Below are 26,710 nucleotides of genomic sequence, written 5' to 3' on the forward strand. Positions count from 1 at the left end.
GCTCCCGCAGCCGTTCGGTTGGCCAGGCTGCCACGCTGGCTTAGTCGAGGACCAGAATGGCGTCCATCTCCACCTGCGCGGCTTTCGGCAGCGCGGCGATGCCAATCGCGGCCCGGGCTGGGTAAGGCTGCTGGAAATAGCGGCTCATGACGTCATTGACCGTGGCGAAGTTGCCGAGGTCGGTCAGGAAAATATTCAGCTTGACGATGTCTTTCAGCGAGCCGCCGGCGGCCTCTGCTACCGCCTTGAGGTTCTCGAATACCTGCGCGGTCTGCGCTTCGAAGCCTTCCACCAGCTCCATGGTCTTCGGGTCCAGAGGGATCTGTCCCGACATATAGACGGTATTGCCGGCCTTGATCGCCTGGGAGTAAGGGCCAATGGCGGCTGGCGCGCTATCGCTGTGGATCACGGTCTTGCTCATGGAATGCTCCGGATAGAAGGTTGGGGCACCAGAGCATACGGGCTGAGGCGGGGATGCAAAAGCCCTGCGCCCGGTAATGGGAGGGGCGCTGGCGCGTCGAACTAGGCTTTCATCCGGGTGATGCGCATCACCCCTTTGATTGCGCGCAGCTTCTTGATCACACGCGCCAGGTGGACACGGTCATGCACGCTCACGACCAACTGAACGACGCTGATGCGGCCGTCACGCTCGTCCATGCCAATCTTTTCAATATTGCCGTCGGCGGCATTGACGCTACCGGCCAGCAGCGCGATCAGGCCGCGCTGATGTTCCAGTTCGACGCGAAGTTCGACATTGAACTCGCCCGTGACATCCTTCGACCAGGACAGCTGGATGCATTTGTCGGGATTGTGTCGGACATCGGCGATGTTCCGGCAGGTATCCAAATGCACCACCATTCCCTTGCCGGCGGACAGGTGCCCGACGATCGGGTCGCCTGGAATAGGCGTGCAACATTTGGCGTAGTTCAGCACCAGGCCCTCGGTGCCGCGGATGGCCAGTGGCCCCTCTGCGCTCGGCGCCTGCTCGCCTTCGCTGGCCAGCAGTCGACGGGCAATCACATAGGCCATGCGATTACCCAGACCGATGTCCTCGAGCAGGTCTTCGATGACCTCCATGTGGTACTCGTTGAGCACGGCTTGGATCCGCTCGGCGGAGATGGTGTCCAGGCTGGTTTCGAACCCTGTAAGCACCTTGTTCAGCAGGCGCTCACCGAGGTTGATCGACTCCGAGCGGCGTTGCAGCTTGAGCGCATGGCGAATGTGAGTGCGTGCTTTGCCCGTGACCACAAAGTTCAGCCAGGCCGGATTCGGACGAGCGCCAGGGGCCGTAACGATCTCAACCGTACAACCGCTCTCCAGCGCCTGCGACAGCGGTGCCAGGCGGCGATTGACGCGGCAGGCGATACAGGTGTTGCCGACGTCGGTGTGCACCGCGTAAGCGAAGTCCACCGCGGTTGAGCCTTTGGGCAACTCCATGATGCTGCCCTTGGGGGTGAAGACGTAGACCTCGTCCGGAAACAGGTCGATCTTCACGCTTTCGATGAATTCCAGGGAGTTGCCGGCGCGCTCCTGTAGTTCGAGCACGCCTTTGACCCATTGACGCGCGCGCGCATGGGTGCCCTTGGGTGCTTCGTCATCGTTGGATTTGTACAGCCAGTGTGCGGCGATCCCGTTGTTGGCCATCTCTTCCATTTCGCGGGTGCGAATCTGGATTTCGATGGGCACTCCGTGCATGCCGAACAGGGTGGTATGCAACGACTGATAGCCGTTGGCCTTGGGGATCGCGATGTAGTCCTTGAACCGCCCGGGCAGTGGCTTGTAGAGGCTATGCACAGCGCCGAGTACGCGATAGCAGGTGTCGACCTTGTCGACCACGATTCGGAAGGCATAGACGTCCATGATCTCGTTGAACGCCTTGCGTTTGCCGCGCATCTTTTTGTAGATGCTGAACAGGTGCTTCTCGCGGCCGACAACCTCGCCTTCGAGGCCTTCGCGCTCGAGGCAATGCGTCAGCGACTGCTCGATCTTGTCGACAATCTCGTTGCGGTTGCCCCGGGCGCGGCGTACCGCGGCGCGGATGCGCTCCGAACGCATCGGGTGCATGGCCTTGAAACCGAGATCCTCGAACTCGACGCGCATGGCGTGCATGCCCAGCCGGTTGGCAATGGGCGCATAGATTTCCAGGGTTTCCTTGGCGATGCGCCGACGCTTTTCGCCGGCCAGCACTTCCAGGGTGCGCATGTTGTGCAGGCGGTCGGCGAGCTTGACCAGAATGACGCGTATGTCACGCGCCATGGCCATGGCCATCTTCTGGAAGTTCTCGGCCTGGGCTTCGGCCTTGGTTTCGAACTTCATCTGGGTCAGCTTGCTGACGCCATCCACCAGCTCGGCAACGGTTTCGCCGAACTGTGCGGTCAATGCTTCCTTGGCGATGCCGGTGTCCTCGATGACGTCATGCAGCATCGCGGCCATCAGGCTCTGATGGTCCATGTGCATGTCAGCGAGGATGTTGGCTACCGCGAGAGGGTGGGTGACGTAGGCTTCACCGCTGCGCCGACGCTGGCCGTCGTGGGCCTGCTCGGCGTAGAAATAGGCACGGCGGACCAGGTTGACCTGGTCTTCGCCGAGGTAGGTCGATAAGCGATCGGCAAGAACGTCTATGGCTGGCAAGGGAATACTCCCTGCCGGTTGGGCGCTGTGTTTGCGGTTCGACTTCGACCAGGCATTTAGTTACAGAGTCTCGTTGGACTCTTCCTCGTACTGAACGAACAGTGGCTCGTCGTCGACGATGTCATCTTGTGCGATGACGTCATAGTCCACCAGGCCGGAGGCGATTTCACGCAGGGCGACCACGGTTGGCTTGTCGTTTTCCCAGGCCACTTTAGGCTCCTTGCCGCCGGTAGCCAGCTGACGCGAGCGCTTGGTGGCGAGCATGACCAGCTCGAAGCGGTTATCTACGTTGTCCAGGCAATCTTCAACGGTAACGCGGGCCATGGTGTTCCTCATCAATAGCGGTAAAGCGTGCCCGAATGGGCGAGCGGACGGGATAGTCTAAAAAATCACCAGCCAATAGGGAAGCGGTAATACGTTTTCATCCCTCGGCGGCTGCGACAGCGATAGCAAGTGAGGCTTTCGGCCGTACTGCCGTCGCGGTTCGTCTACCTTGTCCGATCAGGCCAGCAATTGCTCAAGCAGTCCACGGAACCGCTCCTGTTGTGAGGTTTGCAACAGCTGGTTGGCGCGGAAGATTGCCTGCAGATCAATCAGGGCATGAGCAAAGTCATCATTGATGACGAGGTAATCGTATTCGACGTAATGGGTCATTTCACTGACCGCCTCGCGCATGCGCCTCTCGATAACGTCATCGCTGTCCTGGCCCCGGTTGGTCAGGCGTTGGCGCAGCGCTTCCTGTGTGGGCGGCAGGATGAAAATAGACTTTGCCTGCGGCATCAGCCGGCGGACCTGTTGAGCGCCCTGCCAGTCGATTTCCAGAATCAGGTCAAAGCCTTCGCTCAAGGTCTGCTCAAGCCAGCGCTGTGAGGTTCCGTAGAGGTTGCCAAACACTTCGGCGTGCTCAAGAAACTCATCATGCTCGAGGCGCTGAATAAACTCTTCGCGGCTGACGAAGTGGTAGTTGACCCCATCCACCTCGCCCGGACGCATCGGCCGCGTGGTGTGTGAGACCGAGACCCGGACCTGCGGTTGGGCATCAAGCAGGGCCTTGACCAGGCTGGTCTTGCCGGCCCCAGAAGGCGCGGAAACGATATAAAGCGTACCGGTGGAGGCTGACATGCTGATTCTCTGTACGGTTGCAGTTGTGCGCCAGACGGGCGGCAGTTCGCCAGTCAGGTCCAGCGTAGTTGCTATTCGATGTTTTGGACTTGTTCGCGCATCTGCTCGATGAGCACCTTCAGGTTCACGGCGGCCTGGGTGCCGCGAGTGTCGAACGCCTTGGAGCCGAGCGTATTCGCCTCTCGATTGAGTTCCTGCATGAGGAAGTCCAGGCGCCGACCCGCGGCCCCGCCCGCCGTCAAGACGCGCCGTACCTCGCTGACGTGGGTGGCGAGGCGATCAAGCTCCTCAGCGACGTCGCTTTTTTGCGCAAGCATCGCGATCTCTTGTTCGAGTCGTTGCGGGTCCAGCTCAATGCGCATCTCAGCGCAACGGTCGAGCAGCTTCTGCCGCTGGGCAGCAAGCATTTGCGGGACCTGGCTACGCAACGTAACCGTTTCCTCGGTAATTGCATCGAGACGCTCGTTGATCAGGCGAGCCAGTTCTTCGCCCTCGCGTTGGCGTCCATTCTTAAGCTCGGCCAGGGTCCGGTGAAACAGTTGCAGCGCTGCGCTGTTTAGCGCCTGGGGATCCGCTGCGTCGCCCACCAATACGCCGGGCCAGGACAATATCTCCAGCGGGTTGAGTGGCGCGGGTTGTTTGATCAATGCGGCGACGCTCTCGGCTGCGGCGATCAGCTGACTGGCCCGCTCAGTGTCCACCTGCATTGAGCGGCCAGAGGCTTCTTCGGCAAATCGCAGCGTACATTCGACCTTGCCACGCGACAGGCCTTTGCGCAGAGCCTCACGGACTGAGCCTTCCAGGTCCCGGAACGCTTCTGGCAGGCGTAGGTGCGGCTCCAGATAACGATGGTTTACCGAGCGGATCTCCCAGCTGAGGGTGCCGTGGTCGCCGGCCTGCTCGGCGCGTGCGAAGGCGGTCATGCTGTGGATCATGAGATATCCCCTCGGTGCAGTACGAAAGGCGAAGGATTGTAAAGGAAAAACCGGCCATTGGCGTCTGTGCGTCGTAGGCGTGCTGCACTCGCGGCCCACAACGTCACCGGTGGGCTGCGCTGGCGTGCCGATGGCCTGGCAGTGGCCCTGATACCGGTCGAGGCCTCTATAATGGGGCTACTCATCCCAGAAGCAGGACAAGCCTCATGAAACGACCCAGTGGCCGCGCCGCCGACCAGCTGCGTTCGATCCGCATTACCCGTAATTACACCAAGCATGCAGAGGGCTCGGTGCTGGTGGAGTTCGGTGATACCAAAGTGATCTGCACCGCCAGCATCGAAAATGGCGTCCCTCGTTTCCTCAAAGGCCAGGGGCAAGGGTGGTTGACTGCCGAGTACGGCATGCTGCCTCGTGCGACCGGTGAGCGGAACCAGCGTGAAGCCAGCCGCGGTAAGCAGGGCGGTCGCACCCTGGAGATCCAACGGTTGATTGGCCGCTCGCTGCGGGCGTCATTGGACATGAGCAAGCTGGGCGAGAACACCATCTACATCGATTGCGATGTCATTCAGGCGGATGGTGGCACGCGTACGGCCTCGATCACCGGTGCGATGGTGGCCTTGGTTGATGCGTTGAAGCTGCTGAAGAAGCGTGGTGGGCTAAAGGGCGGCGATCCGCTTAAGCAAATGGTGGCCGCGGTATCGGTAGGAATCTATCAGGGTCAGCCGGTCCTCGACCTGGATTATCTGGAAGATTCATCCGCCGAAACTGACCTGAACGTAGTCATGACCAATGCCGGTGGTTTTATCGAGGTGCAGGGAACTGCAGAGGGTGCGCCGTTCCAGCCCGAGGAGCTCAATGCCATGCTCGCGCTGGCACAAGCAGGCATGAAAGAGCTGTTCGCGCTGCAGCTGGCCGCGCTGGCTGATTAAACACGAGGAGAACGCCGTGACTGACCAGCAATTGATGCCACAACCCTCGCCGCAAGCGCGGCAATGGGCGATGTTCTGTCATTACTCGGCGTTCTGCTGGTTTTTGGTTCCGATGATCGGCAACGTGCTAGGGCCGTTGATCGTCTGGCAATTGAAAAAGGACATGGATCCTTTTGTCGACGAGCAGGGAAAGGAAGCGCTTAATTTCCAGATCACCTTCAGCATTTTGCTGATGATCTGCGGCGTGCTGGCGTGGATTCTGATCGGGTTTCCGCTGATGGCACTGATTAGCGTCGTGGCGTTGGTGTTGGTAGTCATCGCTGGCATCCGCGCCAACGAAGGTAAACCGTACCGCTATCCGTTCTGCTGGCGGATCGTCAAGTAATCGCTAGCAAGATATTCAGGCTACTGCCTGGATGCTCATCCTGTTTAGAGGCTTAGCGTCCAGTCGTAATCGACAACGAGCGGGGCATGCTGGGAGAAGCGGGGCTGACGGGGTAGGCGCGCGCTGCGCACAAACCGACGCATACCCGAGGTCAGAATCTGATAGTCGAACCGCCAGCCCAGATTAAGCATCTGCGCTTGTTCGGTATCCGGCCACCAGCTGTATAGGTCTCCCTCGCGACTAACCTCACGCAGAGCGTCGACATAGCCCATGTTGCCGAATATCTCGTCAAGCCAAGCGCGCTCAGGGGCTAAGAATCCGGTGGCCTGTTGGCAGTCGCGCCAGTTTTTCACGTCCAGTTTCTGATGGGCTACGTATAGCGAGCCGCAGTAGATGTATTCGCGGCGCTTGCGACGCTGCTTGTCCAGATAATGGGCGAAATCATCCATGAACTTGAATTTTTGATTCAGATCTTCGTCGCCACCGCGCCCCGTGGGTAGCAGCAAGCTCGCAATGCTGACCTTGTCGAAGTCGGCCTGCAGATATCGGCCGTAGCGGTCGGCTGTTTCGAAACCGAGTCCCATGATGACAGCCTTCGGCTGCAGTCGAGAGTACAGTGCAACGCCACCCTGTTCGGGAATTTCCGCGTCGACGGTATAAAGGAAATAGCCATCGAGCTGGTAGGCGGGATCGTCGAGTTCTACTACAGAGGCGCGGGTATCCTGCAGGCAGATGACATCGGCATTCTGCGCCTGCAGCCAGCTAAGAAGACCCCGCTGTGCCGCCGCTTGAATGCCATTCACATTGACGCTGATGATCCGCATAAATGGCCCCTAAAAACACGTGCGTGTATGATAACCCAAGCTCTTTGCAATTAGCTAAACCAGTGTCTTCCGGGAATTTTCTTCATGCAGGCGTACCAGCGCGAGTTCATTCGCTTCGCCATCGAGCGCGGAGTTCTGCGTTTCGGTGAGTTCACCCTGAAATCGGGGCGCACCAGTCCCTATTTCTTCAACGCCGGCCTGTTCAACACCGGCACGGCGCTGGCGCAGCTAGGACGCTTCTACGCAGCGGCTGTCGTAGAGAGTGGCATCGATTTCGACGTGATCTTTGGTCCGGCCTATAAGGGCATACCTCTGGCCGCAGCAACGGCCATCTCGCTTGCTGAACACCATCAACGTGATCTGCCGTGGTGCTTCAACCGTAAGGAGGCCAAGGATCATGGGGAAGGCGGCACGCTAGTCGGCGCTCCGCTCGACGGGCGTGTGCTGATTGTCGATGACGTCATTACCGCCGGCACGGCAATTCGTGAGGTCATGCAGATTATCCGCACACAGAATGCGCAAGCGGCGGGTGTGTTGATTGCGCTGAACCGGCAGGAACGCGGTCAGGGCGAGCTGTCTGCGATTCAAGAAGTCGAGCGGGACTACCAGATGCCTGTCGTCAGCATCGTTTCATTGGCTCAGGTCTTGGAGTTTCTGGCGCAGGACGCACAGCTCCAGCAGCACTTGCCCGCGGTCGAGGCATACCGAGATCGATACGGGATCTAAGCTACGACTGGGCCACTCTGTTACTTGCTGAACTGATTTGTCGCGTGCGGCGATGTTGTGCTTTGTCACCTACTGACAATTTAGGCCCGAAGCTGGATCACGGCAGTAACGCTGCTCTGGCTGCCCATTGGCTCGCAAGACTTGTAATTAGCCGAAGATCCTCCACGCGCTGTCTTTTCTGCTTGCTTTGCCGTTGGCTTCGAGCACGTAGGCCAAGACTGGAACTGTCAGTTGGTGTGCTTATTGCTGCGCACACGCTTGGGGTTTGTATAAGCTCAGCGCTTCAATATAAAAAATCAGGCGTTCCGGCGCGCCTTGCCAAGGTGCGCTGGATGCAAAGGGGCAAGAAAATGCAATTAGGGAGCGCGGTGCTGTTGCTGTTGGGGGCGTTGCTAGCAACGGGTGCGCAGGCTGAGCTGTACCGCTATGTCGATGACAAGGGCGTGGTGGTACTTAATCGCCAGGGTGTCCCGCCCCAGCATATTGGCAAAGGCTACGAGGTGCTCAACGATCAAGGGCGGGTGACCCGAGTAGTGCCACCGGCGCCGACGCCTGAAGAGCGTCAGCGATTGCTCGAGGCCAAGGCGCAAGCCAACTCGGACGCTCAACTGCTGCGTCTGTATGCCAGCGTCCAGGATGTCGAGCGCGCCAAGGCTCGAAAGCTCTCGGAACTCGACAGCGTCATCGGAATCACCCGAAGCAACCTTCAATCGCTGCGTTCACAGCAAGCCAACCTGCAGAGCCAGGCGGCGGGACACGAGCGTGCCGGTCGCGCCGTGCCCGAACAGTTGCTAACGCAGATCGAAAACCTCGCCAAAGAGCAGGCCAGCCTGAGGCGCGACGTCGAGCGCTATAAGCAGGTCCGCAAGCAGGCTGAAGTCACCTTTGCTCGCGAGCAGCAGCGAGTCGGGGAGCTGCTAGGTCAATCCGATTAGGCCGGGACCGACCCGATAAAAAAACCCAGCGCTTTTGTCGAAGTGCTGGGTTCTGTTTAAGCGGTCAGTGGGTTACTTGCGGTTGGTGATCAATGTGCCGACCCCTATGTCGGTGAATATCTCAAGCAGCACCGCGTTGGGTACGCGCCCGTCGATGATGTGGGCGCTGTGCACGCCGCCCTGAACAGCCTCCAGCGCGCAGCGGATTTTTGGCAGCATCCCGCCGTAAATGGTCCCATCGGCAATCAATTCATCGACTTGAGCAGTGGTAAGGCCGGTGAGTACCTGGCCCTGTTTGTCCATCAGGCCAGCAATATTGGTCAGCAGCATCAGCTTTTCGGATCTCAGCGCTTCGGCCACCTTGCCTGCCACCAGATCAGCATTGATGTTGTACGACTCGCCATCTGGCCCAACGCCAATGGGCGCGATGACCGGAATGAAGTTGCCACGAACGAGCATCTCCAGTAGCTCGGTATTCACGCCGGTGACCTCACCAACCTGACCGATATCGATGATTTCGGGTGAGGTCATCTCTGGCGTTTGCCGTGTCGCCTTGAGCTTTTTGGCGCGGATCAGATTGGCGTCCTTGCCGGTCAGGCCGATTGCTGCTCCGCCGTGCTGGTTGATCAGGCTGACGATGCTCTTGTTGACCTGGCCGCCGAGAACCATTTCAACCACGTCCATCGTTTGACTGTCGGTCACCCGCATGCCGTCGATGAAGTGGCTTTCAATGTTCAGGCGCTTGAGCAGATCGCCGATCTGCGGCCCGCCGCCATGAACCACCACGGGGTTGATGCCCACTGCCTTCATCAGCACGATGTCGCGTGCGAAGCCGGTCTTCAGCTCTTCGCTTTCCATCGCGTTGCCGCCGTACTTGATGACCAGCGTTTTGCCGACGAAGCGACGGATATAGGGCAGCGCTTCAGACAGAACCTGAGCGAATTGTGTGGCAGCTTCACGGCTGAGGGTCATGCAGGGCTCCGCAAGTTAGAACGGCAGGGTGAGATCGGGCGCGACAGTATAAAGCTGCGCGCGGAAGACTTCCTGTATGCGCTTGAGCTCTTCCTCGGTCTCCGCTTCGAACCGCAGTACCAGAACCGGGGTGGTGTTCGGTGCACGCACCAGGCCCCAGCCCTTCGGGTAATCGACACGCACGCCGTCGAGGGTGGTGATGTTGGCTTCACCCCAATGGGCGTCGCGATGGAGCGCCTCGATGATGGTGAACTTGCTCTCCTCGGTGACCTGGATATTGATTTCCGGGGTCGAGATGTCGTTGGGGAACGCGGCAAACACCTGCTCGGCATTGCGCTTGTCCTGACTGAGAATCTCCAGCAAGCGAACGGCGCTATAGATGCCGTCATCGAAGCCGTACCAGCGCTCTTTGAAGAAGATATGACCACTCATTTCGCCCGCGAGCAGGGCGCCGGTTTCCTTCATTTTCTTCTTGATCAGCGAATGGCCGGTCTTCCACATTACCGGGCGGCCGCCGTAGCCACTGATCAAAGGCGTGAGGCGGCGGGTGCATTTGACGTCGAAAATAATGTCGGCGCCGGGGTTGCGCGAGACTACGTCTTTAGCGAACAGCATGAGCAGACGGTCTGGATAGACCACGGTTCCCGCATTGGTCACCACGCCGACACGGTCGCCGTCGCCATCGAACGCAAGGCCGAGATCGGCGTTCTCAGCCTTGACCTTGGCAATCAGGTCTTCGAGATTTTCCAGCTTGCCCGGGTCCGGATGATGGTTGGGGAAGTTGCCGTCAACATCGCAGAACAGCGGGATCACCTTGCAGCCCAGCGCTTCGATCAGCTGCGGGGCGATCACCCCGGCCACACCGTTACCGCAGTCAACCACCACCTTCAGTGGCTTGGCCAGGGCGATGTCTTCACGGATGCGCTTGAAGTAGCTCTCCAGCACATCTACCGGTTCAGCCTGGCCAACGCCTTCGGAAAGATCGCCGGTCTCGATGCGCTGGCGCAGTTTCTGTATTTGCTCGTTGGCGAGGGTGTCGCCGGCGATCACGATCTTGAAGCCGTTGTAGTCCGGTGGATTGTGGCTGCCGGTGAGCATTACGCCGGATTTTCCGGCCAGCACGTTCGCCGCGTAGTAGAGCACTGGGGTGGGGACCATGCCGACGTCGCTCACGGTGCAGCCACTGTCTACCAGGCCCTGGATCAGATGCTGAACCAACTCAGGACCCGACAAGCGCCCATCACGGCCAACCGATACATTCGGCTCGCCCTGGGCGAGGCTCTGGGAACCGACCGCGCGGCCTACCCAGTAAGCGGTATCGTTGGTCAGGGTGTCGCCGACAACGCCACGGATGTCGTAGGCGCGAAAGATGCTCGCGGGCAATTGCGGGGCTTTGGGGGCGCTCATTGCGGTTTCTCGCTCCTTGGTGTCGAGGCCAAGCCAGTCTTGGTCCTCGTCGAGAATGTCGATGTCGAGAATATCGGTGTCCTGGAAAAGAGGATCGACGTACTCGGTGGATTGGGCTTGCCGAACCGCTGTCTGCGGCGTGGCTGGCGCTTTGGCCGTCACCGCTCCGGCCGCGCGTAGCGGCAGACGAGCCAGGCTCTTGGCGAGCGCATCAAGCGCCGGCAGGCTCAAAGTCGGTGTTTGGATGGTCTTGCCGTTAGAGAGTTCCTGGACCATCCGACCCAAGTGCATCACATCGTCGCGAAGGCGCCGCTGCTGAGCGCTCAATACCATCTGCAACCCCAGCAGAAGTCCGCAGAGCGCCGCCAATGCGGCGGCGAGCAGCAGGAGCGGGGATGGCGTTGCCGTGCTAAGCGCAGCGCCTGGTAAAAAGGTGAGTGTCCAGTTCGGGTTGGCGGAAGGCAACGTTATCGAATCGCTTTCCAGGCCCGCACCGCCCTGCTGAACAAGCAATTGAGCCGGCCCGTTATTGAATTGCTGAACCAGGCGCAACTGACCCGCTTCGGCAGGTAATTTCGGCAGGGTGGCCAGGAAGCGATCCAGGTTCGTCACCATCAGCAATGTCCCTTCGACCGCCGCTTGGGGATTCGGGCGTAGGGCCACCGCGCTGTAGAGCAGCCAGCGATTACCGACTCTGAATGCCTCGGCAGAAGGCGGCGTGCCGTTTTCAGCCCGCTGCAGCAGATCGAGCGCCGCAAAGTTCAGCGGGCCGGGACGGTCGGGATTCTGTCGGGCCCGGCCGCGCAAGCTGATGTGCGCGTCGATTACGCCGTCGCGGTAGCCCAGCTCGCGTTCAGCGGCGCGTATCCGTTCGGGCTGCCCGCTGTGCAGGGCGTCGAGCAGTTCTGGATCACGCGCAGCGGCCTGCGTGTCCTCGGCAAGCTGGCGGAGCGCCTGCTCGACTGCTGAGGCCTGGCTTTGGCCCCAGGCTTGGGCCAGCTCGGATGCATGTTGTTGTTGGCTGGACTGAAAGGCGAGCCAGAGCAATGCGCCAGCCGCGACAAGCCCCAGCAGCCCCGGCAACAGCCCGGGCGCCAGCGTATTGAGGCCAGCGCTGCGGCGGCGTGTCGATGCGGTGGTATCGGCGGGGTTGAGTACGCCGGTATCCTTGGCGGTGCGCGTGAAGAGTTTCATGGAGCTCCTCGGGTCGTCCTGAAAAAGCGGGTCTGGTCTAGTGGCTGCCAGAGTGGCCGAAACCGCCGGTGCCGCGGTCACTGCTGTCGAATTCACTGACCAGCTCGAACTGCGCCTGAATGACCGGCACCAGCATCAGCTGCGCAATGCGCTCGCCCACCGCGATGTTGAAGCTGGACTGACCGCGGTTCCAGCAGGACACCATCAGCTCGCCCTGATAGTCCGAATCGATCAGACCGACCAGGTTGCCCAGCACGATCCCGTGCTTGTGGCCCAGCCCCGAGCGCGGCAGCACGAGTGCTGCCAGATTCGGGTCGGCGATATGGATCGAGAGCCCCGTGGGGATCAGTAGTGTCTGGCCTGGCTCGAGCATTGTGTCGGCCTGCAGCATGGCGCGCAGATCCAGTCCAGCTGATCCGCTGGTCGCGTATGTCGGTAGAGGGAAATCCTGGCCGAGGCGTGGGTCGAGAATTTTCGCTTGGAGTGTGTGCATGGTCAGGCCTGATGATAGCGGTCGGCGATGAAGGCAATCAGCTGGCGGGCGATGTGCCCCTTGCTGGCCTGGCTAAAGCGGGTCTCGTGCTGCTGTCGGTCTATGACCGTGACGGCATTTTCCTCGCTGTTGAAACCGATGCTGGGGTTGGCTACGTCATTGGCCACGATCAGGTCGAGGTTTTTGTCCCGCAGCTTTCGTGTGGCGTACGCCAGCAGGTTCTCGGTTTCAGCGGCAAAGCCCACGCTGAACGGGCGGTCGTTCCGTCCGGCGAGAGTGGCAAGAATATCGGGGTTGCGAACCATCTGGAGGAGCAAGCCGTCGCCTTTGGTGGGGTCTTTTTTCAACTTGTGCGGCGCGACCACTTCCGGGCGGTAGTCGGCCACTGCGGCTGCCGCAATGAACAGATCGCAGGGCATCGCCGATTCGCAGGCGGCGAGCATATCCCGAGCGCTGACGACGTCGATGCGTTGAACACGGTCGGGCGTCGGCAGGAATACCGGGCCGGCGACCAATGTCACCCGAGCGCCCGCTTCGGCGGCGGCTTCGGCCAGGGCGAACCCCATCTTGCCGGAGCTGTGATTGGTGATGTAGCGCACCGGGTCGATGTTTTCTTGAGTCGGCCCCGCGGTAATCAACAGATGCAAGCCGGTCAGAAGGCTGCGTTCGAAGCAATCGGCGGCGGCTTGGGCGAGGTCGTCAGCTTCGAGCATCCGGCCCATGCCGACATCGCCGCACGCCTGGCTGCCGGACGCCGGCCCGAACAGGCGAATGCCACGTTGTAGCAGTAGGGCTCGGTTGGCCTGGGTCGCCGGGTCGGCCCACATTGCCTGATTCATGGCTGGGGCGAGCGCTACGGGTGCATTGGTCGCTAGCACCAGTGTCGTCAGCAGATCGTTAGCGACGCCTTGGGCCAGGCGCGCCATGAGATCTGCCGTAGCGGGCGCCACCAGTACCAAATCAGCCCAGCGAGCCAATTCGATATGGCCCATGGCAGCTTCGGCAGCGGGGTCGAGCAGATCCAAATGAACCGGGTGACCGGATAATGCCTGCAGAGTAAGGGGGGTGATGAATTCGCGCCCGCCGCTGGTCATCACGACGCGTACTTCAGCGCCCTGGTCGCGGAGCCGGCGTACCAGCTCGGCACTCTTGTAAGCGGCGATGCCGCCACCGACGCCCAGGACGATGCGTTTACGATAAAGCCGCTGCATAGGCCTGCCTTGTTACGGGTGAGAACTGGTTCCGGCGGAGGCCGGTTGCCGTGAATAAAAGGCCGCTAAGATAGCACAGCGACCCTACTGGAACAGGGCGCTCGCTCGACATGGAGGTGGTATGAGCATTCGTGATTGGCCCGCGGCGGAACGCCCGCGGGAGAAGCTTCTTGAGCAAGGCCCGGCCGCCCTGTCTGACGCGGAGTTGTTGGCGATCTTTCTGCGGACCGGCGTAGCCGGTAAGAGCGCGGTGGACCTGGCCCGCTACCTGCTGAGCGAGTTCGGCAGCCTGCGCGCGCTGCTGGAAAGCGATCTCGAGGAGTTCGGCCGGCATCTGGGGCTGGGGCCCGCGAAGTTTGCACAGTTGCAGGCAGTGCTCGAAATGGCCCGACGGCATCTGGCTGAGCGGATTCGTCGAGATTCGGCGCTGGAAAGCCCACAGGCGGTGCGTGATTACCTCAAGGCACGGTTGCGACATGAGCCGCATGAACTCTTTGCGTGCCTGTTTCTCGATTCGAAACACCGGGTGTTGGCGTTCGAGGTGCTGTTTCACGGCACTATCGACGGTGCCAGCGTATACCCGCGTCAAGTGGTCAAACGGGCCCTGGCGCAGAATGCCGCCGCGGTGATTCTCACCCATAACCACCCATCCGGCGTGGCAGAGCCGAGCCAAGCCGATCGGCAATTGACTCGGAAACTCACCGATGCATTGGCGCTGATCGATGTCCGGGTGCTCGATCATTTCATCGTTGGCGATGGCGAGCCGTTGTCCATGGCTGAAAACGGCTGGATGTAGGCCGCGACTTCTCATGCCAGCAGTGGAACCAGCAACAGCGGGAGCAGCACGCTCAAGACGAAGCGGCCATTCCAGCCAACGGCGATGCGCCAGGGAGAGAGCTGGGCATGGCGGGCCAGCAGTAACGCAGAAGGCCCGTATGGCGATAGCAGCATGGCCAGCGAGAAGCCGAAGAGCAGGGCCACTGCTGGCTGCATCACGTCCAGACCCTGGCTCGCCAGTTGGGCCAGCAGCGCCGCGCATAGGTTCAGGGAAATAAGCGGGGCGACGCCGAGCAACGCGAGCGCCATGATGGCCAGTGCGCCAAAGGTGCCGAGCGCGAACAGTGCCAGAGACGTATTGCCAAGCTGCCCTGCCAGGTGATGCACCGGCAGCACGGACGCGACCAGGCCGGCAAGCAGGGCTGCGCTGGCAAAGATGAATGTCTCGTTACGCATGCCGATGAGGGTTTCGCCGATCTCGCTGGACACCTGCCGCGGTGCGTTCCGTTGCCATAGCAGGATCACGATTACCGACGTGGGGACCAGCAGCATCGCGGCCTGCGTCGCGGACAGCCAGGTCAGTGCCGCAAGCAACGCGATCAGGGCGATGCCGATCAAGCTGCCAATGAGCAAGCCTCGCAGGTTGCTGTTGGGGGGCAGTGCGTTAGGCGCGGCCTCGGGTTCAGGCGGATGGTCGATGAGCTGCACTAGGCGACGGTTTTCGGTAGGCCAGCCGAACAACAACAAGAGCAGGCCTCCGAGTAGTCCGAATGGCAGCAGCATGCTCCAGCTGAGACCGGGGAGTTCGCGCGTCAGGATCGCGACCGCGACGCTGGTGGGTGCCAGCAGCGGCACCAGTGCGAATCCGCGCAGGGCCGTGACCATGACGCCACGCCGGCCTTCGTGGCGCTGTGTGTCGCTATAACGACGACGCTCGAGGTGGCTTTCCAGCGATCCGCAAATGAGGTTGAGCATGCCGAAGCTGAGCACCGAACTGATCGCGAAGGTACTCATGAGGTACCCGGGATAAAGCCAGGCGCGCGGGCCGGCCAATAGCAGGCGATGCAGCTCGCTGAGCTGTTTCAGCCGCTTGACCAGGCAGTGCATTAGTCCGAGTGCGCCGATAAAGGCGGCGTAATAGGCTGCCGATGACAACATGCGCGCGCCGTGTTGCCAGCTCGCTTCCCCTGACAACAGCCAATACGCAAGCAGAGCCAGAGTGACCATTCCGAGCCGTCTGGGATAGGGCATCAGCGAGCGCCAATGCCAAGCGAAGAAGATCACCAGGAGAGCACCGCTGATGACGCTCAGCAGCTGCACGTGGGAGACCAGCGCCAGTAGCTCGAACAACAATGCCAGCGGCAGCAACGCGGTCATTTAAGCAGGCAACTCACGGCGCCGAGCGCCACGCTTGAAGACACCTTCCCCGAACGCGATGAGCCGGTCGTTGTCATCCAGCAAGTCGCAGCTGGCCATGAACACCTTGTGGCCCCCAGAGCGGCACCGAGCCACCGCCCTGATACGGCTGCCGACGGTGGCCGGTGCACTGAAATTGATATTCATCGACAGCGTCAGCGCCACGCGGCGCTCCGCCGGGTCCTGCTCCCAAGTACCGCACAGTCCCATCGCGACATCCATCAGGGTTGCCATGACACCGCCGTGCATGTTGCTAGCATTATTTAGGTGCCGTGGCAGCAGCTCCAAGCCAAGGGTCGCCTGGTCGGGGCCATAGGCCAACAGCTCGCCGCCGATGTCCTGGAAGAAACCGGTGACGGAGGCGTGTACCTGCTGCAGCTGGGCGGAGGAGTAGTCGGAGCGGGACATGAGGTTCGATCGCGGATGGGTTGCTATGGAGACTGGCAGTCTTTAGGCTCCTGGTCAATAAAGGTGGAATCCCATTTCGCTCTGCGAAATAGATAGATCTCAGACGATCGCAACGCCATCCATCAGGAGGTTCGCATGTTTTCTCGTATCGGCATCATCGGCGCTGGCGCCATGGGGCGCGGCATCGCGCAATTGTTCGCCACCGCAGGTCAGGACGTCTGGCTTTACGACACCCGCACAGACACCATCGACCAGGCGCTGACGTTCAACCGGGAATTGCTCGAGCGTAGCGTGGCGAAGGGCCGTTTGAGCGCCGATGAGCTGTCATCGATCATGGCGCGCATGCAGCCAGCTCATCAGTTGGCCGAGCTGTCAGGTTGTGATCTGCTGATCGAAGCCATCGTCGAGAACCTCGAGGCCAAGCAGAGCCTGTTCGTCGAGCTGGAAGGCCTGATCGCTTTCGACGCGGTGCTCGCCACCAATACGTCCTCGCTGTCCGTGACCCGCATAGCCAGTGCCTGTGCACGGCCTGAGCGCGTCGCCGGCTACCATTTCTTCAACCCTGTGACGCTGATGAAGTTAGTCGAAGTGGTCCGGGGCGAGCGCACTGATCCGACGGTGATCGAGCGACTGGTGCAACTGGCCGAGCATGCCGGACACTTCCCCGCCATCACGCCCGACACCCCCGGCTTTCTCGTCAACCACGCCGGCCGAGCCTATGGCACCGAGGCGCAGCGCATCCTCAGCGAGGGTATCGCCACGCCGGAACAGATCGACCGCATCCTGCGGGATGGTCCCGGCTTTCGTATGGGGCCGTTCGAGCTGTTTGATCTGACCGGTCTTGATATCTCCCATGCCGTGATGGAATCGGTCCACGACCAGTTCTACTACGACCCCCGCTATACGCCGTCCTACCTGGCAGCGCAGCGCGTTGCCGGTGGGTTGCTGGGACGCAAGACAGGTCAGGGCTATTACCGATACGAAAATGGGCAGCAGATACGCTCCCCCGAGCCCCGCTTCGAGCCGGTCACCCTTGACCGGCCGTTCTGGCTCGACAGCATAGAGCCCGAGTTGCGCAGTCACATTGGTTCGGTCCTGAAACAGGCTGGTGCCGTGCTTGAAGACAGTGCCGAACCTTCGAGCCTGGCAATTTGCCTGATCACGCCGCTGGGCGAGGATGCCAGTGCCTACATCGAGCGGTTGGCGCTGCCAGCGGTGCGCACCATCGCCCTGGATGCGTTCAGCGACCTGGACAAGCGCCGCGTGCTGATGCGCCAGCCCGGGCTCGATCCGGCCCTGGAAGCGCAAGCGCGTCAGGCCTTGGGCGCGGACGGCGTCCCGGTGGAGGTGATTAATGATTCACCGGGCTTCGTCAGCCAGCGAATCGTCGCCAGCATCGTCAACCTCGGGTGTGAGATCGCTCAGAAGGGCATCGCTTCACCGGACACGCTTGATCGCGCCGTGACCGTTGCGCTTGGTTATCCCAAGGGGCCGCTGGCCTTTGCCGAACATTACAACCCCGCGCGAATCCTCACCATTCTGGAAGGCATGCAGCGCTGTTACGGGAACGAGCCGCGCTATCGACCCAGCCCCTGGCTACGGCGTCGCGTTCAGCTCGGTTTGCCGCTGAGCGCGCCCGATAGCCAGCGATAGGGAGGTCGCCGAGAGGGTTTAACGGGCTCACGCATGGCGCTTAAGGTTGGCGGCAGGCTGCCGCTAACCCGGTAAACCCGGCATGTCAGGGTGGAAACGTGCAGTAGTCGTGTTTCTATCGTCGGGTACAGGCCGTTTGCCACTAATGTCCCGTGTTCATCGGCGGCAGAGGTGATACAAACACCGTATTACCGGATGAAAATAAGAGGCCACCGATGCGCCCTACCTTCCGCCTTCACCCCAAGGCATGTCTTCTACACGCAGCAGCGCTACTGGGGCTGCTGCTGTTCCATGAATGGATGGCTCTGCCGTTCTATCTGACGGTGATTTCGATTCTTTTGCTCGGCCTCTGGCCATGGTTCGGCCCTTGGCGCACAGGGGAACACGATCCGGCTGCAGTCGATGTTGACGTGCTGAGCTCAGCGGCGTTGAGCAAAAGCCTGTCCCGCCATACCTGCCACAACGCCCTGTCAGCCGCGCAGGTGTCGTTCAGCGCTGAACAACTGGCTTCACGTCTGCAATCGCAGCTCGCGGCAGTCAGCGAGATCGCCAAAGGCGCCGAGGCGATGACTGCGACCGAACAGGACAGCGCCGCCCGCGCGCACCAAACGCTAGAAGCCGCGCAAGCGGTGCGGTGCAGCAGCGATGCCGGACGAAGCGAGCTGCAGCACGCGATCGAGCGTATGCAGACCCTCAGCGCCCAGACCCAAGCCAGCCGCGAGCTGCTTGACGGCCTTGCGGCGCGCACCGAAGAAATTCGTCAGATCACCGATGTGATCCAGTCCATCGCCAGCCAGACCAACCTGCTCGCGCTGAATGCCGCGATCGAGGCCGCGCGCGCCGGGGAGGCCGGGCGCGGCTTTGCGGTGGTAGCCGACGAGGTGCGCAACCTGGCCGGTCGCACCAGTACCGCCACTGAGGAAGTCGGCCGAATGGTCAACGATATTCGGGAGCAGAGCGGAGCGGTGGTCAGTCATATCCAAAAGCAGGCGAGCGAGCTCGACGAAGCGGCGGCCCAAATCTCCGGCACTGGGGCCCAGCTCAGCGGCATCGCCGAGTTGGCCGGCAATGTCGAAACCCAGGTGGCAGAAATCGCGTCTGGCACCGCCAGCAATCATGAGCGGCTTGCGCAGCTGTTCGTGGCAGTCGAGCAATTGCGTGGGGACGCGCTGGAAAGCGAGGCCCAGACCCGCCAGTTGGAGCAGGCTGCTGAAAAACTGGTCGGGCAGGCGGAAACGGTCAGCGAGCAGCTCGCCGAAGTGCAGCTGGACGACTATCACCAGCGAGTCTTCGATCTGGCTCGGGAGGCCGCGGCCACCATCAGCGCACGCTTCGAGACGGATGTGCAAGCCGGGCGACTGACGCTGGACGATCTTTTCGATCGCAACTACAAAGCGCAGCCGGGGACAAATCCCGTCCGATACAGCACCCGTTTCGACCGCTACGCCGACGAGGTTCTTCCCTCGATCCAAGAGCCGTTGCTCGACCGCAACGATGCGCTGGTCTATGCCATCGCCACCACACCGGACGGCTATGTACCGACTCACAACCGAGCCTTCAGCCAGCCGCCAGTGGGTGATCCGGAAATCGACAGGGTCAAAAGTCGCAGCAAACGGCTGTTCAACGACCGCACCGGCGGGCGCTGTGGCAGCCACCAGCGCAAAGTCTTGTTGCAGACCTATAGCCGCGACACCGGCGAGCTGATGCATGACCTTTCGGTACCGATCATCGTAAGCGGCCGTCATTGGGGCGGGCTGCGATTGGGCTATCGCCCTGAGCCGTAGTGGACAGACGGCGCGTTGGCACAAGCGCCGTGTACTTTGGCACTCGTCTACCCTTCGTTCCTCTCTTGCGTGTCGACAAGCTGGCTAAGCTTGCCGCATTGGCTATCCGGAGCTTCGCCCATGAAAACCTTGACTGATCATTTGGCGCAGTACGCCGCCTATCACCGCGACTCGCGCAATCTGTTGAGTCATTTCATCGGTATTCCGATGATCGTCCTCGCCGTCGCGGTGCTGTTATCGCGTCCCGGGGTGGAGGTGGTCGGGCTATGGTTCAGCCCGGTCGTACTGGTTGCGCTGGCGGCGACGCTGTTTTATCTGCGACTTGACCTTCGCTTCGGTGTGCTCATGGGCGCAGTGCTGCTGCTGTGCGTCTGGGTTGGCGCGCTGTTGGCGCAGCAAGCGACCGCCGTCTGGCTGAGTGCGGGCGTCGGGCTCTTTGTGGTGGGCTGGATCATCCAGTTTGTGGGGCATTACTACGAGGGACGCAAGCCGGCGTTCGTTGACGATCTAACCGGACTGATTATCGGGCCGCTGTTCGTCGCGGCCGAATTGGGTTTCATCCTCGGTTGGCGTGAGCCTTTGCGCCAGGCCATCGAGTCGCGGGTCGGGCCGGTACGGCTGCATAACCGCCCGGTCGATGCCTGACCGACAGACGATCACTGGGTGGCCAGTGCCATCCATTGATCGCTCAGGCTGCGGGCATGGCGGTCGACCATGATCGGCGCGAAGGCTCGCCCTGAGGCGGTGTTGAAACTGTTGTTGCCGCTGTTCATGTCTTCGAGCGCCACCTTAAGGAAGTCCCAGCGCGTCTTCAGCTTGGCGATGGCGGGGTTGGATCCACCATCGAGGGCGGCGAGCTGCTCGTCGATGGACGGCACGAGGTGGCGTTCATCCTGGCCGAGGTAGGTGTCTGGCTGCTCTCGTGAGGTTTCAAAGGAACCGACGTACGCGCGACTCAGATATTGAACAGTCAGGTATTCGACCTTGGCCGGGAGTTCGGCGCGGAAATCGGCGCCTTGCTGACTGCGCACCGCGGTAAGGAAATCGCGGAGTGCCTTGCTCATCTGCAACGGCCAGCCCCAGGGCATGTCGTCCTCCTGGTAGCCGAAGGCGGAGCCTTCACGCAGCGTGGCTTGCAGCGTCTGGTGCAATTCACGCAGCTCGGTGGTAGCGCCCGGGAAACTGGCCAGTGCATCGGCCAACGACATCAGGTCGGTTTCCATACGCCTGAGGTGCGCTTTCTGAAAGCCCTCGCCACGGTAGAGCAGAAGGCTGCTTGTCGCCCGGTTGGCATGTATCTGCATGCTTTCCAGCGCGGTGAACGTTTGGGCCTGGGCGGAATTGAGCAACGCTGGAAAACAGCCCGCCAGCACAATCACCATCCATATCCATTTGCGGTGATGCATGTCGCGCTCCTTTTTATTTTTATAGAAGCTAAGTGCCGTGTTCGGCATTGGTGCGGTGGCTTAAGCCAATCGCTGGCATCTTGGTATCACACGGCGGGATGAAATCAAGCGGGGCGGCAGTATGGTGGTCAATCTTGGCCGGATCGCCATGCAACCTCGAGAAGCAGTCAGTGTCGCCTAGAGCATGCTTTCCAGCCCGATGAATTGGCTGAACCATGCGTTCAGCCGCCGCCAAATACCACCGGGCTCGCGCAGCAGTACCTGCCGATTCCCGTTGTCTTCGGCGAGCCAGACCAGGCGCTTGCGACCCTCTAGCTCGACCAACCGCACCTCGTAGCTCACCGCAGGCGACGTGCCCTCCAGCGTGAGTCGCTGCACCTCGCTGGCCAGCTCAGGGCTCTCGATGAGCACCCCGACTTCGGTGTTCCAGAGAATGGAACGGGGATCGAAATTGAGCGAGCCGAGGAAAACTTCCTGCCGATCGAACACAGCCGCCTTGCTGTGCAGACTCGATTCCGACTCGCCGCTCAGGCTGTATGTCGCCTGCTGATCAGGCTGTCGACGCAGCTCGAATAGCCGCACGCCGGCCTCCAGCAGTGCTGGACGGTAGGGCGCGTAGCCGCCATGCACGAGGGGGACGTCGGTGGCCTCGAGCGCGTTGGTCAGCACGCGGATGGCCACGCCGTTTTCGGCGTGGTCGCTGAGGTACTTCACGCCATCCTCGGTAGGCACGAAATAGGCTGAAATCAGCGTCATCTCGCGGGTAACCGCGTCCATGCTCGGTTGCAGTCGGGTGGTTAGCAGCAGATGTTCGTCCGGGATGCCGGAGGCGTTGATCTTGTCCGGATCATCCCAGAGCGCTTCACCCGGGGCCCAGGTCAGTTCCTGTAACCACTGTTTGGAGAGGGGGCGGCCCAGTTCGGCCATCAGCGCCTGGTAACGCTGCGGGTTGGTTTGCTGCTCAGTTTGCAGATACAGGCCGATCTGCTGGCGCGCGACCTTGAGTTGGTCACGCTCAGGCGCGCTGCGCAGAAAGTGTTGCACGGGGATGCTGAGCGGATGATTCCAATATTGGTCGAAACTGGTCGCCAACTGCCGAGCGACGGGGCCGGCAGCGAGCAGATCGAGATCGGTAAAGTTAAGGCTCTGATCGGCGTCGAAGTATTCATCGCCCAGGTTGCGACCTCCCACAATGGCCAGGCTGCTGTCCGCCAGCATCAGCTTGTTGTGCATGCGGCGGTGCTGCTGCGAGAGATGCAGCAGGCGGCCGAGGCTCCGAGTGATGATGTTGCTGCGACCCACGTGCAGCGGATTGAAGATGCGGATGAGGATGTTCGGGTGGGCCGCCAGGGTAGCGATCTCATAGTCGCTACCACTGGTGCCGATGTCATCGAGCAACATCCTCACCCTGACGCCACGGTCAGCGGCCTTGAGCATTTCCTCGACCAGCGCCCGCGTGCTGAGACCGTCGTGGACGATGTAGTACTGAACGTCGAGGCTGGTCTCGGCTGCCCGAATCATTCGGACACGTGCCGCGAACGCGTCCGCGCTGGCCGGCAGCAAGCGAAAACCCGATTCCCCCGCTGGCTGCCGGTCGGCCAGCGCGTCGATCTGTCGAGCCAGTTCTGAATCGTGGGTGGGCAGCGCGTGGGACGGTGGGGTGGGAACCACGTGTCCGGCGCAGCCAGTCAGCAACAGTAGCGCCACGAGCACCAGACGTATGCGCAAGGTCCGCTCCTTTAGGTTGTTATCGGTCCCTGCGGATTGGACGCCAGCGCAACGGCGAAATTCAGATTAGGTCCTTGAGCCGATACCAGAGCATCCCCAGCGCGAGAAGTGGCGAGCGCAATCGCGGACCGCCGGGGAAGGTTGGATGAGGGACACGATCGAACAGGTCGAAGCGGCCCTGAACCTGACCACTGATCGCCTCGGCGATCAGCCGGCCGGCGAGGTGGGTGGCGTTCAGTCCATGGCCGGCGTAAGCCTGGGCGTAGTACACGTTGGGCTGGTCGGGGAGTCGCCCGATCTGAGGGAGACGGTTCACGCCGATGCCGATCATGCCGCCCCACTGATAGTCGATGTTGATGCCTTGCAACTGCGCAAACACCTTGAGCATCTTCGGTTGCATATACGCGGCAATGTCGCGCGGATCGCGCCCGGAGTAATGGCAGGCGCCACCGAACAGCAATCGACGATCCACCGAGAGACGGAAATAATCCAGGCCCACCGCCTGATCGCAGACTGCCATGTTTTGCGGAAGCAGTTCATGGGCCAGGGATTCGGACAAGGGCTCGGTCGCGATGATGTAGCTGCCGGCGGGCAATACCTTACCGGAAAGGGTCGGTTGCAATCCTTGCAGATAAGCGTTGCACGCGAGCACCAGCTGTCCCGCTCGGACGCTACCGTGTGCGGTGTGCACCGTTACCTGCGAACCGTAGTCGATGCGCTGGACCGCCGAGCCTTCGAACAGGCGCACGCCCAGCGAAACGGCGGCGGCGGCTTCGCCCAGTGCGAGGTTGAGCGGATGCAGATGGCCTGATCCCATGTCAACAAGCCCGCCGAGGTATCGCTCGGAGCCGATCACCTCGCGCATACCGTCAAGCGGCACCAGGCGAAGCGGATGAGGGTAGCCGAGGCGCTTGAGGTCGGCCTGTTCCTCCTCGAAGCTGGCAAGATGCCGAGGCTTGTTCGCCAGGTCGCAGTATCCCCAGGTCAGGTGGCAGTCGATGGCGTATCGCTCGATTCGCTGGCGGACAATGTCAACCGCTTCAAAACCCATGCGTTTGAGCGCATCGACGCCTTCGACGCCAAGCACCGGCTGGAACTGCTCGACATCATGGCCGACACCGCGAATCAGCTGGCCCCCATTGCGGCCGCTGGCCCCCCAACCGATCTGATGTGCTTCCAGCAAGACTACGGACAGGCCGCGTTCAGCCAGCTCGATCGCGGTGTTTAGCCCGCTGAAGCCGCCTCCGACGATGCAGACGTCTGCCTCCTGCGCGCCCTGCAGATGGGTGAGCTCAAGGGACCGGTTGGCCGTTGCGGCGTAATAGGAAGGCGCATGATTCAGTACGCGAGCGACGGGTTGCGGGATAGTCATAAATCAGCCTTTGACGATTTGCCTGGCCGAAGGGTAGACCGGACACGGCCCGCTCAGCAAAAGCGCAGCCGAATCCATCAGTCCGGTACCGGCAACTCCAATGACTCCTTTACTTCCTCCATGACGATGTAGCTCTTCGATTCGCGCACATGAGGCAGCTTGAGCAGGATGTCGCCCAGCAGCTTGCGGTAAGAGGCCATTTCCGAGATGCGCGCCTTGATCAGGTAATCGAAGTCTCCCGACACCAAGTGGCATTCCAGCACGTGCGGCAACTTGAGCACCGCGCGGCGAAACTCCTCGAAGATATCGCCGGATTTGTACGCCAGGCTGATCTCGACGAACACCAGCAGCCCACCTTTGAGGTGCTGCGGGTTGAGCCGCGCGGTATAGCCCATGATGATGCCTTCGCGCTCCAATCGGCGGACCCGCTCGGTGCAGGGGGTCGTGGACAGACCGATCCGCTCGCCTAATTCAGTGAACGGCATGCGCCCCTCGGCCTGCAGCAGGCGGAGGATCTGACGATCAATCTTGTCCAGTTCACGGCGGGTTTGATGCTTCGTTCGCATAGGCGGATCGCCTCTATTAACGGGGTTTGTGGCGTGAATAATTCGCAAAGATAGCCATATATATAGAGAAAAACACTACAGGACGCTTTCTATACTCCGCACTAACAGTGACTCGGAAAAGCCCGGCAGCGAACGGGTAGGAGGCGGCGATGCGTGTTCTGGTGATGGGTAGCGGTGTAATCGGCACGACCAGTGCCTATTATCTGGCTCGCGCCGGCTTCGACGTCGTCGTGGTCGACCGTCAGCCAGCCGTAGCGATGGAGACCAGCTTCGCCAATGCGGGGCAGGTGTCACCCGGCTATGCCTCGCCCTGGGCCGCGCCTGGGGTCCCGCTTAAAGCGATGAAGTGGTTGATGCAGCGTCACGCGCCGCTCGCCATCAAACTCACCGGCGACTGGCAGCAATACCTTTGGATGGCTCAAATGCTGCGCAACTGCACCGCGGCACGCTATGCGGTGAACAAGGAGCGCATGGTGCGGCTGTCCGAATACAGCCGCGACTGCCTGGATGAGCTGCGTACAGAAACAGGCATCGACTACGAAGGCCGGCAGTGCGGCACGACCCAACTCTTCCGCACGCAGGCGCAGCTGGATAACGCCGCCAAGGACATCGCCGTACTGAAAGCGTCCGGTGTGCCTTACGAACTGCTTGATCGCGCCGGTATCGCGCGCGTCGAGCCGGCACTGGCGCGCGTGGCGGACAAACTCAGCGGTGCGCTACGTCTGCCCAACGATCAGACCGGTGACTGCCAGATGTTCACGACCAAGCTTGCCGACGTGGCTCGGGAGTTGGGGGTTGAGTTCCGTTTCAATCAGGACATCCAGCGATTGGAATATGCAGGCGACCGGCTCGACGGCGTTTGGATCGGTGGCCAACTGGAGAAGGCCGATCGCTACGTGCTGGCGCTGGGCAGTTACAGTCCGCAGATGCTCAAGCCGCTCGGTATCCACGCACCGGTCTATCCGCTTAAAGGCTACTCGCTGACGGTGCCGATCAGTGATCCGGCGATGGCGCCCGTGTCGACGGTGCTGGATGAAACCTACAAAGTCGCCATCACCCGCTTTGATCAACGTATACGGGTCGGCGGAATGGCCGAAATCGCAGGGCACGACTTGTCGTTGAACCCACGCCGCCGTGAAACACTGGAAATGGTGGTCGGAGATCTGTTCCCGTTAGGCGGTGATCCCCGCAGCGCCGAACTGTGGACGGGGTTGCGCCCCGCGACGCCGGACGGCACGCCAATCATCGGCGCGACCGCTTATCGCAATCTGTTTTTGAACACCGGCCACGGTACCCTTGGTTGGACCATGGCCTGCGGTTCTGGCCGACTTCTGGCGGATCTGCTGGCCAAGAAACGCACTCAGATCAGCACGGATGGCCTGGATATCTCCCGATACGGCAACACCAAGGAATCGCACAAACATGCCCATACAGCGCCTGCACACCAATGAACGCATGAGCCAGATCGTCATTCACCGCGGCACGGTGTACCTCGCCGGCCAGGTGGGTGACGGCATGAGCGCCGGGATAGAGCAACAGACCCGCGAAACTCTTGAGAATATCGAGCGTCTGCTCGGCGAAGCCGGCACGGACAAGCAGCACATTCTTTCGGTCACCATCTACCTGAGGGATATCGACGCGCACTTCGCCGGCATGAACGCCGTGTGGGACAGTTGGTTACCGATCGGCGTCGCGCCGGCACGTGCCACGGTCGAAGCCAAACTCTGCGAGCCGGAGATCCTCGTGGAGCTCTCCGTGGTAGCCGCGCTGCCGGGTTAGAGCGGGTCCAATCCCTGCGCCGAGTCATTTCGTTCCGGTGTGTTGAAAATACTGAAC

The 26,710-nt window shown here is 61.2% G+C and carries 26 protein-coding genes; 10 read left to right on the top strand and 16 right to left on the bottom strand.

What is annotated here, in order from left to right; translation table 11 throughout:
• Positions 1–40: 40 nt before the first annotated feature.
• From K4O48_RS01860 to K4O48_RS01880, 5 genes are all read right to left on the bottom strand, one after another.
• A complete protein-coding gene (locus K4O48_RS01860; RefSeq protein ID WP_222910497.1) occupies positions 41–421 on the bottom strand; it encodes a RidA family protein in 381 nt (126 codons plus the stop codon).
• 101 nt (positions 422–522) lie between these two features.
• On the bottom strand, positions 523–2,631 hold the full coding sequence (gene spoT, locus K4O48_RS01865; protein WP_222910498.1) for a bifunctional GTP diphosphokinase/guanosine-3',5'-bis pyrophosphate 3'-pyrophosphohydrolase: 2,109 nt from the start codon (positions 2,629–2,631) through the stop codon (positions 523–525).
• 60 nt (positions 2,632–2,691) lie between these two features.
• Complete coding sequence (gene rpoZ / locus K4O48_RS01870; RefSeq protein ID WP_222910499.1) at positions 2,692–2,955, bottom strand: DNA-directed RNA polymerase subunit omega; 264 nt, start codon at positions 2,953–2,955, stop codon at positions 2,692–2,694.
• 177 nt (positions 2,956–3,132) lie between these two features.
• Positions 3,133–3,753: a guanylate kinase gene (gene gmk / locus K4O48_RS01875; RefSeq protein ID WP_222910500.1), complete on the bottom strand. Its 621-nt coding sequence runs from the start codon at positions 3,751–3,753 to the stop codon at positions 3,133–3,135.
• A 71-nt stretch (positions 3,754–3,824) separates the two neighbouring features.
• Entirely contained in the window at positions 3,825–4,688 is an 864-nt protein-coding gene (locus K4O48_RS01880) for a YicC/YloC family endoribonuclease (RefSeq protein WP_222910501.1), read from the bottom strand.
• A gap of 206 nt (positions 4,689–4,894) precedes the next feature.
• Between K4O48_RS01880 and rph the strand changes: the two genes are divergently transcribed.
• Together rph and K4O48_RS01890 are read left to right on the top strand one after the other, a co-directional pair.
• Positions 4,895–5,617, top strand: a complete 723-nt coding sequence (gene rph, locus K4O48_RS01885; protein WP_222910502.1) for a ribonuclease PH — start codon at positions 4,895–4,897, stop codon at positions 5,615–5,617.
• Positions 5,618–5,633: 16 nt separating this feature from the next.
• Positions 5,634–6,002 (top strand): DUF4870 domain-containing protein, encoded by a 369-nt coding sequence (locus K4O48_RS01890; RefSeq protein WP_222910503.1) that lies wholly within the window; start codon positions 5,634–5,636, stop codon positions 6,000–6,002.
• 44 nt (positions 6,003–6,046) lie between these two features.
• Here K4O48_RS01890 and K4O48_RS01895 read toward each other — a convergent pair whose 3' ends face one another.
• Positions 6,047–6,826: an exodeoxyribonuclease III gene (locus K4O48_RS01895; protein ID WP_222910504.1), complete on the bottom strand. Its 780-nt coding sequence runs from the start codon at positions 6,824–6,826 to the stop codon at positions 6,047–6,049.
• A gap of 84 nt (positions 6,827–6,910) precedes the next feature.
• Here K4O48_RS01895 and pyrE point away from each other — a divergent pair, with 84 nt between their 5' ends.
• Together pyrE and K4O48_RS01905 are read left to right on the top strand one after the other, a co-directional pair.
• Complete coding sequence (gene pyrE, locus K4O48_RS01900; protein WP_222910505.1) at positions 6,911–7,552, top strand: orotate phosphoribosyltransferase; 642 nt, start codon at positions 6,911–6,913, stop codon at positions 7,550–7,552.
• A 350-nt stretch (positions 7,553–7,902) separates the two neighbouring features.
• A complete protein-coding gene (locus K4O48_RS01905; RefSeq protein WP_222910506.1) occupies positions 7,903–8,487 on the top strand; it encodes a DUF4124 domain-containing protein in 585 nt (194 codons plus the stop codon).
• 72 nt (positions 8,488–8,559) lie between these two features.
• On the opposite strand, the gene argB is transcribed toward K4O48_RS01905, so the two are convergent.
• The 4 genes from argB to coaBC form a co-directional block, all read right to left on the bottom strand.
• The gene (gene argB, locus K4O48_RS01910; RefSeq protein WP_222910507.1) at positions 8,560–9,459 is read right to left on the bottom strand and encodes an acetylglutamate kinase; all 900 of its coding nucleotides are present in this window, start codon (positions 9,457–9,459) and stop codon (positions 8,560–8,562) included.
• A gap of 15 nt (positions 9,460–9,474) precedes the next feature.
• A complete protein-coding gene (gene algC, locus K4O48_RS01915; RefSeq protein ID WP_222911946.1) occupies positions 9,475–10,866 on the bottom strand; it encodes a phosphomannomutase/phosphoglucomutase in 1,392 nt (463 codons plus the stop codon).
• A 1,231-nt stretch (positions 10,867–12,097) separates the two neighbouring features.
• Complete coding sequence (dut, locus tag K4O48_RS01920; RefSeq protein ID WP_222910508.1) at positions 12,098–12,553, bottom strand: dUTP diphosphatase; 456 nt, start codon at positions 12,551–12,553, stop codon at positions 12,098–12,100.
• Positions 12,554–12,555: 2 nt separating this feature from the next.
• Positions 12,556–13,764 carry a bifunctional phosphopantothenoylcysteine decarboxylase/phosphopantothenate--cysteine ligase CoaBC gene (gene coaBC, locus K4O48_RS01925; protein WP_222910509.1) on the bottom strand — a complete coding sequence of 403 codons (1,209 nt, stop codon included), beginning with the start codon at positions 13,762–13,764 and terminating at the stop codon, positions 12,556–12,558.
• A gap of 121 nt (positions 13,765–13,885) precedes the next feature.
• Between coaBC and radC the strand changes: the two genes are divergently transcribed.
• Positions 13,886–14,560, top strand: a complete 675-nt coding sequence (gene radC, locus K4O48_RS01930; protein ID WP_222910510.1) for a RadC family protein — start codon at positions 13,886–13,888, stop codon at positions 14,558–14,560.
• 11 nt (positions 14,561–14,571) lie between these two features.
• Here the strand turns inward: radC and K4O48_RS01935 are convergent, their stop codons facing one another.
• Both K4O48_RS01935 and K4O48_RS01940 read right to left on the bottom strand, forming a co-directional pair.
• The gene (locus K4O48_RS01935; RefSeq protein WP_222910511.1) at positions 14,572–15,918 is read right to left on the bottom strand and encodes a hypothetical protein; all 1,347 of its coding nucleotides are present in this window, start codon (positions 15,916–15,918) and stop codon (positions 14,572–14,574) included.
• Entirely contained in the window at positions 15,919–16,365 is a 447-nt protein-coding gene (locus K4O48_RS01940; protein ID WP_222910512.1) for a PaaI family thioesterase, read from the bottom strand.
• A 135-nt stretch (positions 16,366–16,500) separates the two neighbouring features.
• Here K4O48_RS01940 and K4O48_RS01945 point away from each other — a divergent pair, with 135 nt between their 5' ends.
• The 3 genes from K4O48_RS01945 (at position 16,501) to K4O48_RS01955 (ending at position 20,447) form a co-directional block, all read left to right on the top strand.
• Positions 16,501–18,018 (top strand): 3-hydroxyacyl-CoA dehydrogenase, encoded by a 1,518-nt coding sequence (locus K4O48_RS01945; RefSeq protein ID WP_222910513.1) that lies wholly within the window; start codon positions 16,501–16,503, stop codon positions 18,016–18,018.
• Positions 18,019–18,584: 566 nt separating this feature from the next.
• Positions 18,585–19,802, top strand: coding sequence for a methyl-accepting chemotaxis protein (locus K4O48_RS01950; protein WP_409518957.1), 1,218 nt, complete (start codon positions 18,585–18,587; stop codon positions 19,800–19,802).
• A 120-nt stretch (positions 19,803–19,922) separates the two neighbouring features.
• Positions 19,923–20,447 (top strand): DUF962 domain-containing protein, encoded by a 525-nt coding sequence (locus K4O48_RS01955; protein ID WP_222910515.1) that lies wholly within the window; start codon positions 19,923–19,925, stop codon positions 20,445–20,447.
• A gap of 11 nt (positions 20,448–20,458) precedes the next feature.
• Here the strand turns inward: K4O48_RS01955 and K4O48_RS01960 are convergent, their stop codons facing one another.
• From K4O48_RS01960 to K4O48_RS01975, 4 genes are all read right to left on the bottom strand, one after another.
• Positions 20,459–21,208 (bottom strand): hypothetical protein, encoded by a 750-nt coding sequence (locus K4O48_RS01960; RefSeq protein ID WP_222910516.1) that lies wholly within the window; start codon positions 21,206–21,208, stop codon positions 20,459–20,461.
• A gap of 177 nt (positions 21,209–21,385) precedes the next feature.
• A complete protein-coding gene (locus K4O48_RS01965) occupies positions 21,386–22,936 on the bottom strand; it encodes a phospholipase D family protein (RefSeq protein WP_222910517.1) in 1,551 nt (516 codons plus the stop codon).
• A gap of 61 nt (positions 22,937–22,997) precedes the next feature.
• Complete coding sequence (locus tag K4O48_RS01970; RefSeq protein WP_222910518.1) at positions 22,998–24,308, bottom strand: NAD(P)/FAD-dependent oxidoreductase; 1,311 nt, start codon at positions 24,306–24,308, stop codon at positions 22,998–23,000.
• 77 nt (positions 24,309–24,385) lie between these two features.
• Entirely contained in the window at positions 24,386–24,874 is a 489-nt protein-coding gene (locus K4O48_RS01975) for an Lrp/AsnC ligand binding domain-containing protein (RefSeq protein ID WP_021207170.1), read from the bottom strand.
• Positions 24,875–25,023: 149 nt separating this feature from the next.
• On the opposite strand from K4O48_RS01975, the gene dadA reads away from it, so the two are divergent.
• The gene (dadA, locus tag K4O48_RS01980; protein ID WP_222910519.1) at positions 25,024–26,325 is read left to right on the top strand and encodes a D-amino acid dehydrogenase; all 1,302 of its coding nucleotides are present in this window, start codon (positions 25,024–25,026) and stop codon (positions 26,323–26,325) included.
• The gene (locus K4O48_RS01985; protein WP_222910520.1) at positions 26,297–26,653 is read left to right on the top strand and encodes a RidA family protein; all 357 of its coding nucleotides are present in this window, start codon (positions 26,297–26,299) and stop codon (positions 26,651–26,653) included. Before dadA ends, K4O48_RS01985 begins: the two co-directional genes overlap by 29 nt.
• Positions 26,654–26,710: the final 57 nt, after the last annotated feature.

The organism is Pseudomonas sp. DNDY-54 (genome assembly GCF_019880365.1).
Classification (GTDB): Bacteria; Pseudomonadota; Gammaproteobacteria; order Pseudomonadales; family Pseudomonadaceae; genus Stutzerimonas; species Stutzerimonas stutzeri_P.

Excerpts from the sequence above, each read along its gene's own strand:
- K4O48_RS01860 (WP_222910497.1), bottom strand. The coding sequence starts at position 421 with ATGAGCAAGACCGTGATCCACAGCGATAGCGCGCCAGCCGCCATTGGC.
- rpoZ (WP_222910499.1), bottom strand. The coding sequence starts at position 2,955 with ATGGCCCGCGTTACCGTTGAAGATTGCCTGGACAACGTAGATAACCGC.
- gmk (WP_222910500.1), bottom strand. The coding sequence starts at position 3,753 with ATGTCAGCCTCCACCGGTACGCTTTATATCGTTTCCGCGCCTTCTGGG.
- K4O48_RS01880 (WP_222910501.1), bottom strand. The coding sequence starts at position 4,688 with ATGATCCACAGCATGACCGCCTTCGCACGCGCCGAGCAGGCCGGCGAC.
- rph (WP_222910502.1), top strand. The coding sequence starts at position 4,895 with ATGAAACGACCCAGTGGCCGCGCCGCCGACCAGCTGCGTTCGATCCGC.
- K4O48_RS01895 (WP_222910504.1), bottom strand. The coding sequence starts at position 6,826 with ATGCGGATCATCAGCGTCAATGTGAATGGCATTCAAGCGGCGGCACAG.
- pyrE (WP_222910505.1), top strand. The coding sequence starts at position 6,911 with ATGCAGGCGTACCAGCGCGAGTTCATTCGCTTCGCCATCGAGCGCGGA.
- K4O48_RS01905 (WP_222910506.1), top strand. The coding sequence starts at position 7,903 with ATGCAATTAGGGAGCGCGGTGCTGTTGCTGTTGGGGGCGTTGCTAGCA.
- argB (WP_222910507.1), bottom strand. The coding sequence starts at position 9,459 with ATGACCCTCAGCCGTGAAGCTGCCACACAATTCGCTCAGGTTCTGTCT.
- algC (WP_222911946.1), bottom strand. The coding sequence starts at position 10,866 with ATGAGCGCCCCCAAAGCCCCGCAATTGCCCGCGAGCATCTTTCGCGCC.
- dut (WP_222910508.1), bottom strand. The coding sequence starts at position 12,553 with ATGCACACACTCCAAGCGAAAATTCTCGACCCACGCCTCGGCCAGGAT.
- coaBC (WP_222910509.1), bottom strand. The coding sequence starts at position 13,764 with ATGCAGCGGCTTTATCGTAAACGCATCGTCCTGGGCGTCGGTGGCGGC.
- radC (WP_222910510.1), top strand. The coding sequence starts at position 13,886 with ATGAGCATTCGTGATTGGCCCGCGGCGGAACGCCCGCGGGAGAAGCTT.
- K4O48_RS01935 (WP_222910511.1), bottom strand. The coding sequence starts at position 15,918 with ATGACCGCGTTGCTGCCGCTGGCATTGTTGTTCGAGCTACTGGCGCTG.
- K4O48_RS01940 (WP_222910512.1), bottom strand. The coding sequence starts at position 16,365 with ATGTCCCGCTCCGACTACTCCTCCGCCCAGCTGCAGCAGGTACACGCC.
- K4O48_RS01945 (WP_222910513.1), top strand. The coding sequence starts at position 16,501 with ATGTTTTCTCGTATCGGCATCATCGGCGCTGGCGCCATGGGGCGCGGC.
- K4O48_RS01950 (WP_409518957.1), top strand. The coding sequence starts at position 18,585 with ATGACTGCGACCGAACAGGACAGCGCCGCCCGCGCGCACCAAACGCTA.
- K4O48_RS01955 (WP_222910515.1), top strand. The coding sequence starts at position 19,923 with ATGAAAACCTTGACTGATCATTTGGCGCAGTACGCCGCCTATCACCGC.
- K4O48_RS01960 (WP_222910516.1), bottom strand. The coding sequence starts at position 21,208 with ATGCATCACCGCAAATGGATATGGATGGTGATTGTGCTGGCGGGCTGT.
- K4O48_RS01970 (WP_222910518.1), bottom strand. The coding sequence starts at position 24,308 with ATGACTATCCCGCAACCCGTCGCTCGCGTACTGAATCATGCGCCTTCC.
- K4O48_RS01975 (WP_021207170.1), bottom strand. The coding sequence starts at position 24,874 with ATGCGAACGAAGCATCAAACCCGCCGTGAACTGGACAAGATTGATCGT.
- dadA (WP_222910519.1), top strand. The coding sequence starts at position 25,024 with ATGCGTGTTCTGGTGATGGGTAGCGGTGTAATCGGCACGACCAGTGCC.
- K4O48_RS01985 (WP_222910520.1), top strand. The coding sequence starts at position 26,297 with ATGCCCATACAGCGCCTGCACACCAATGAACGCATGAGCCAGATCGTC.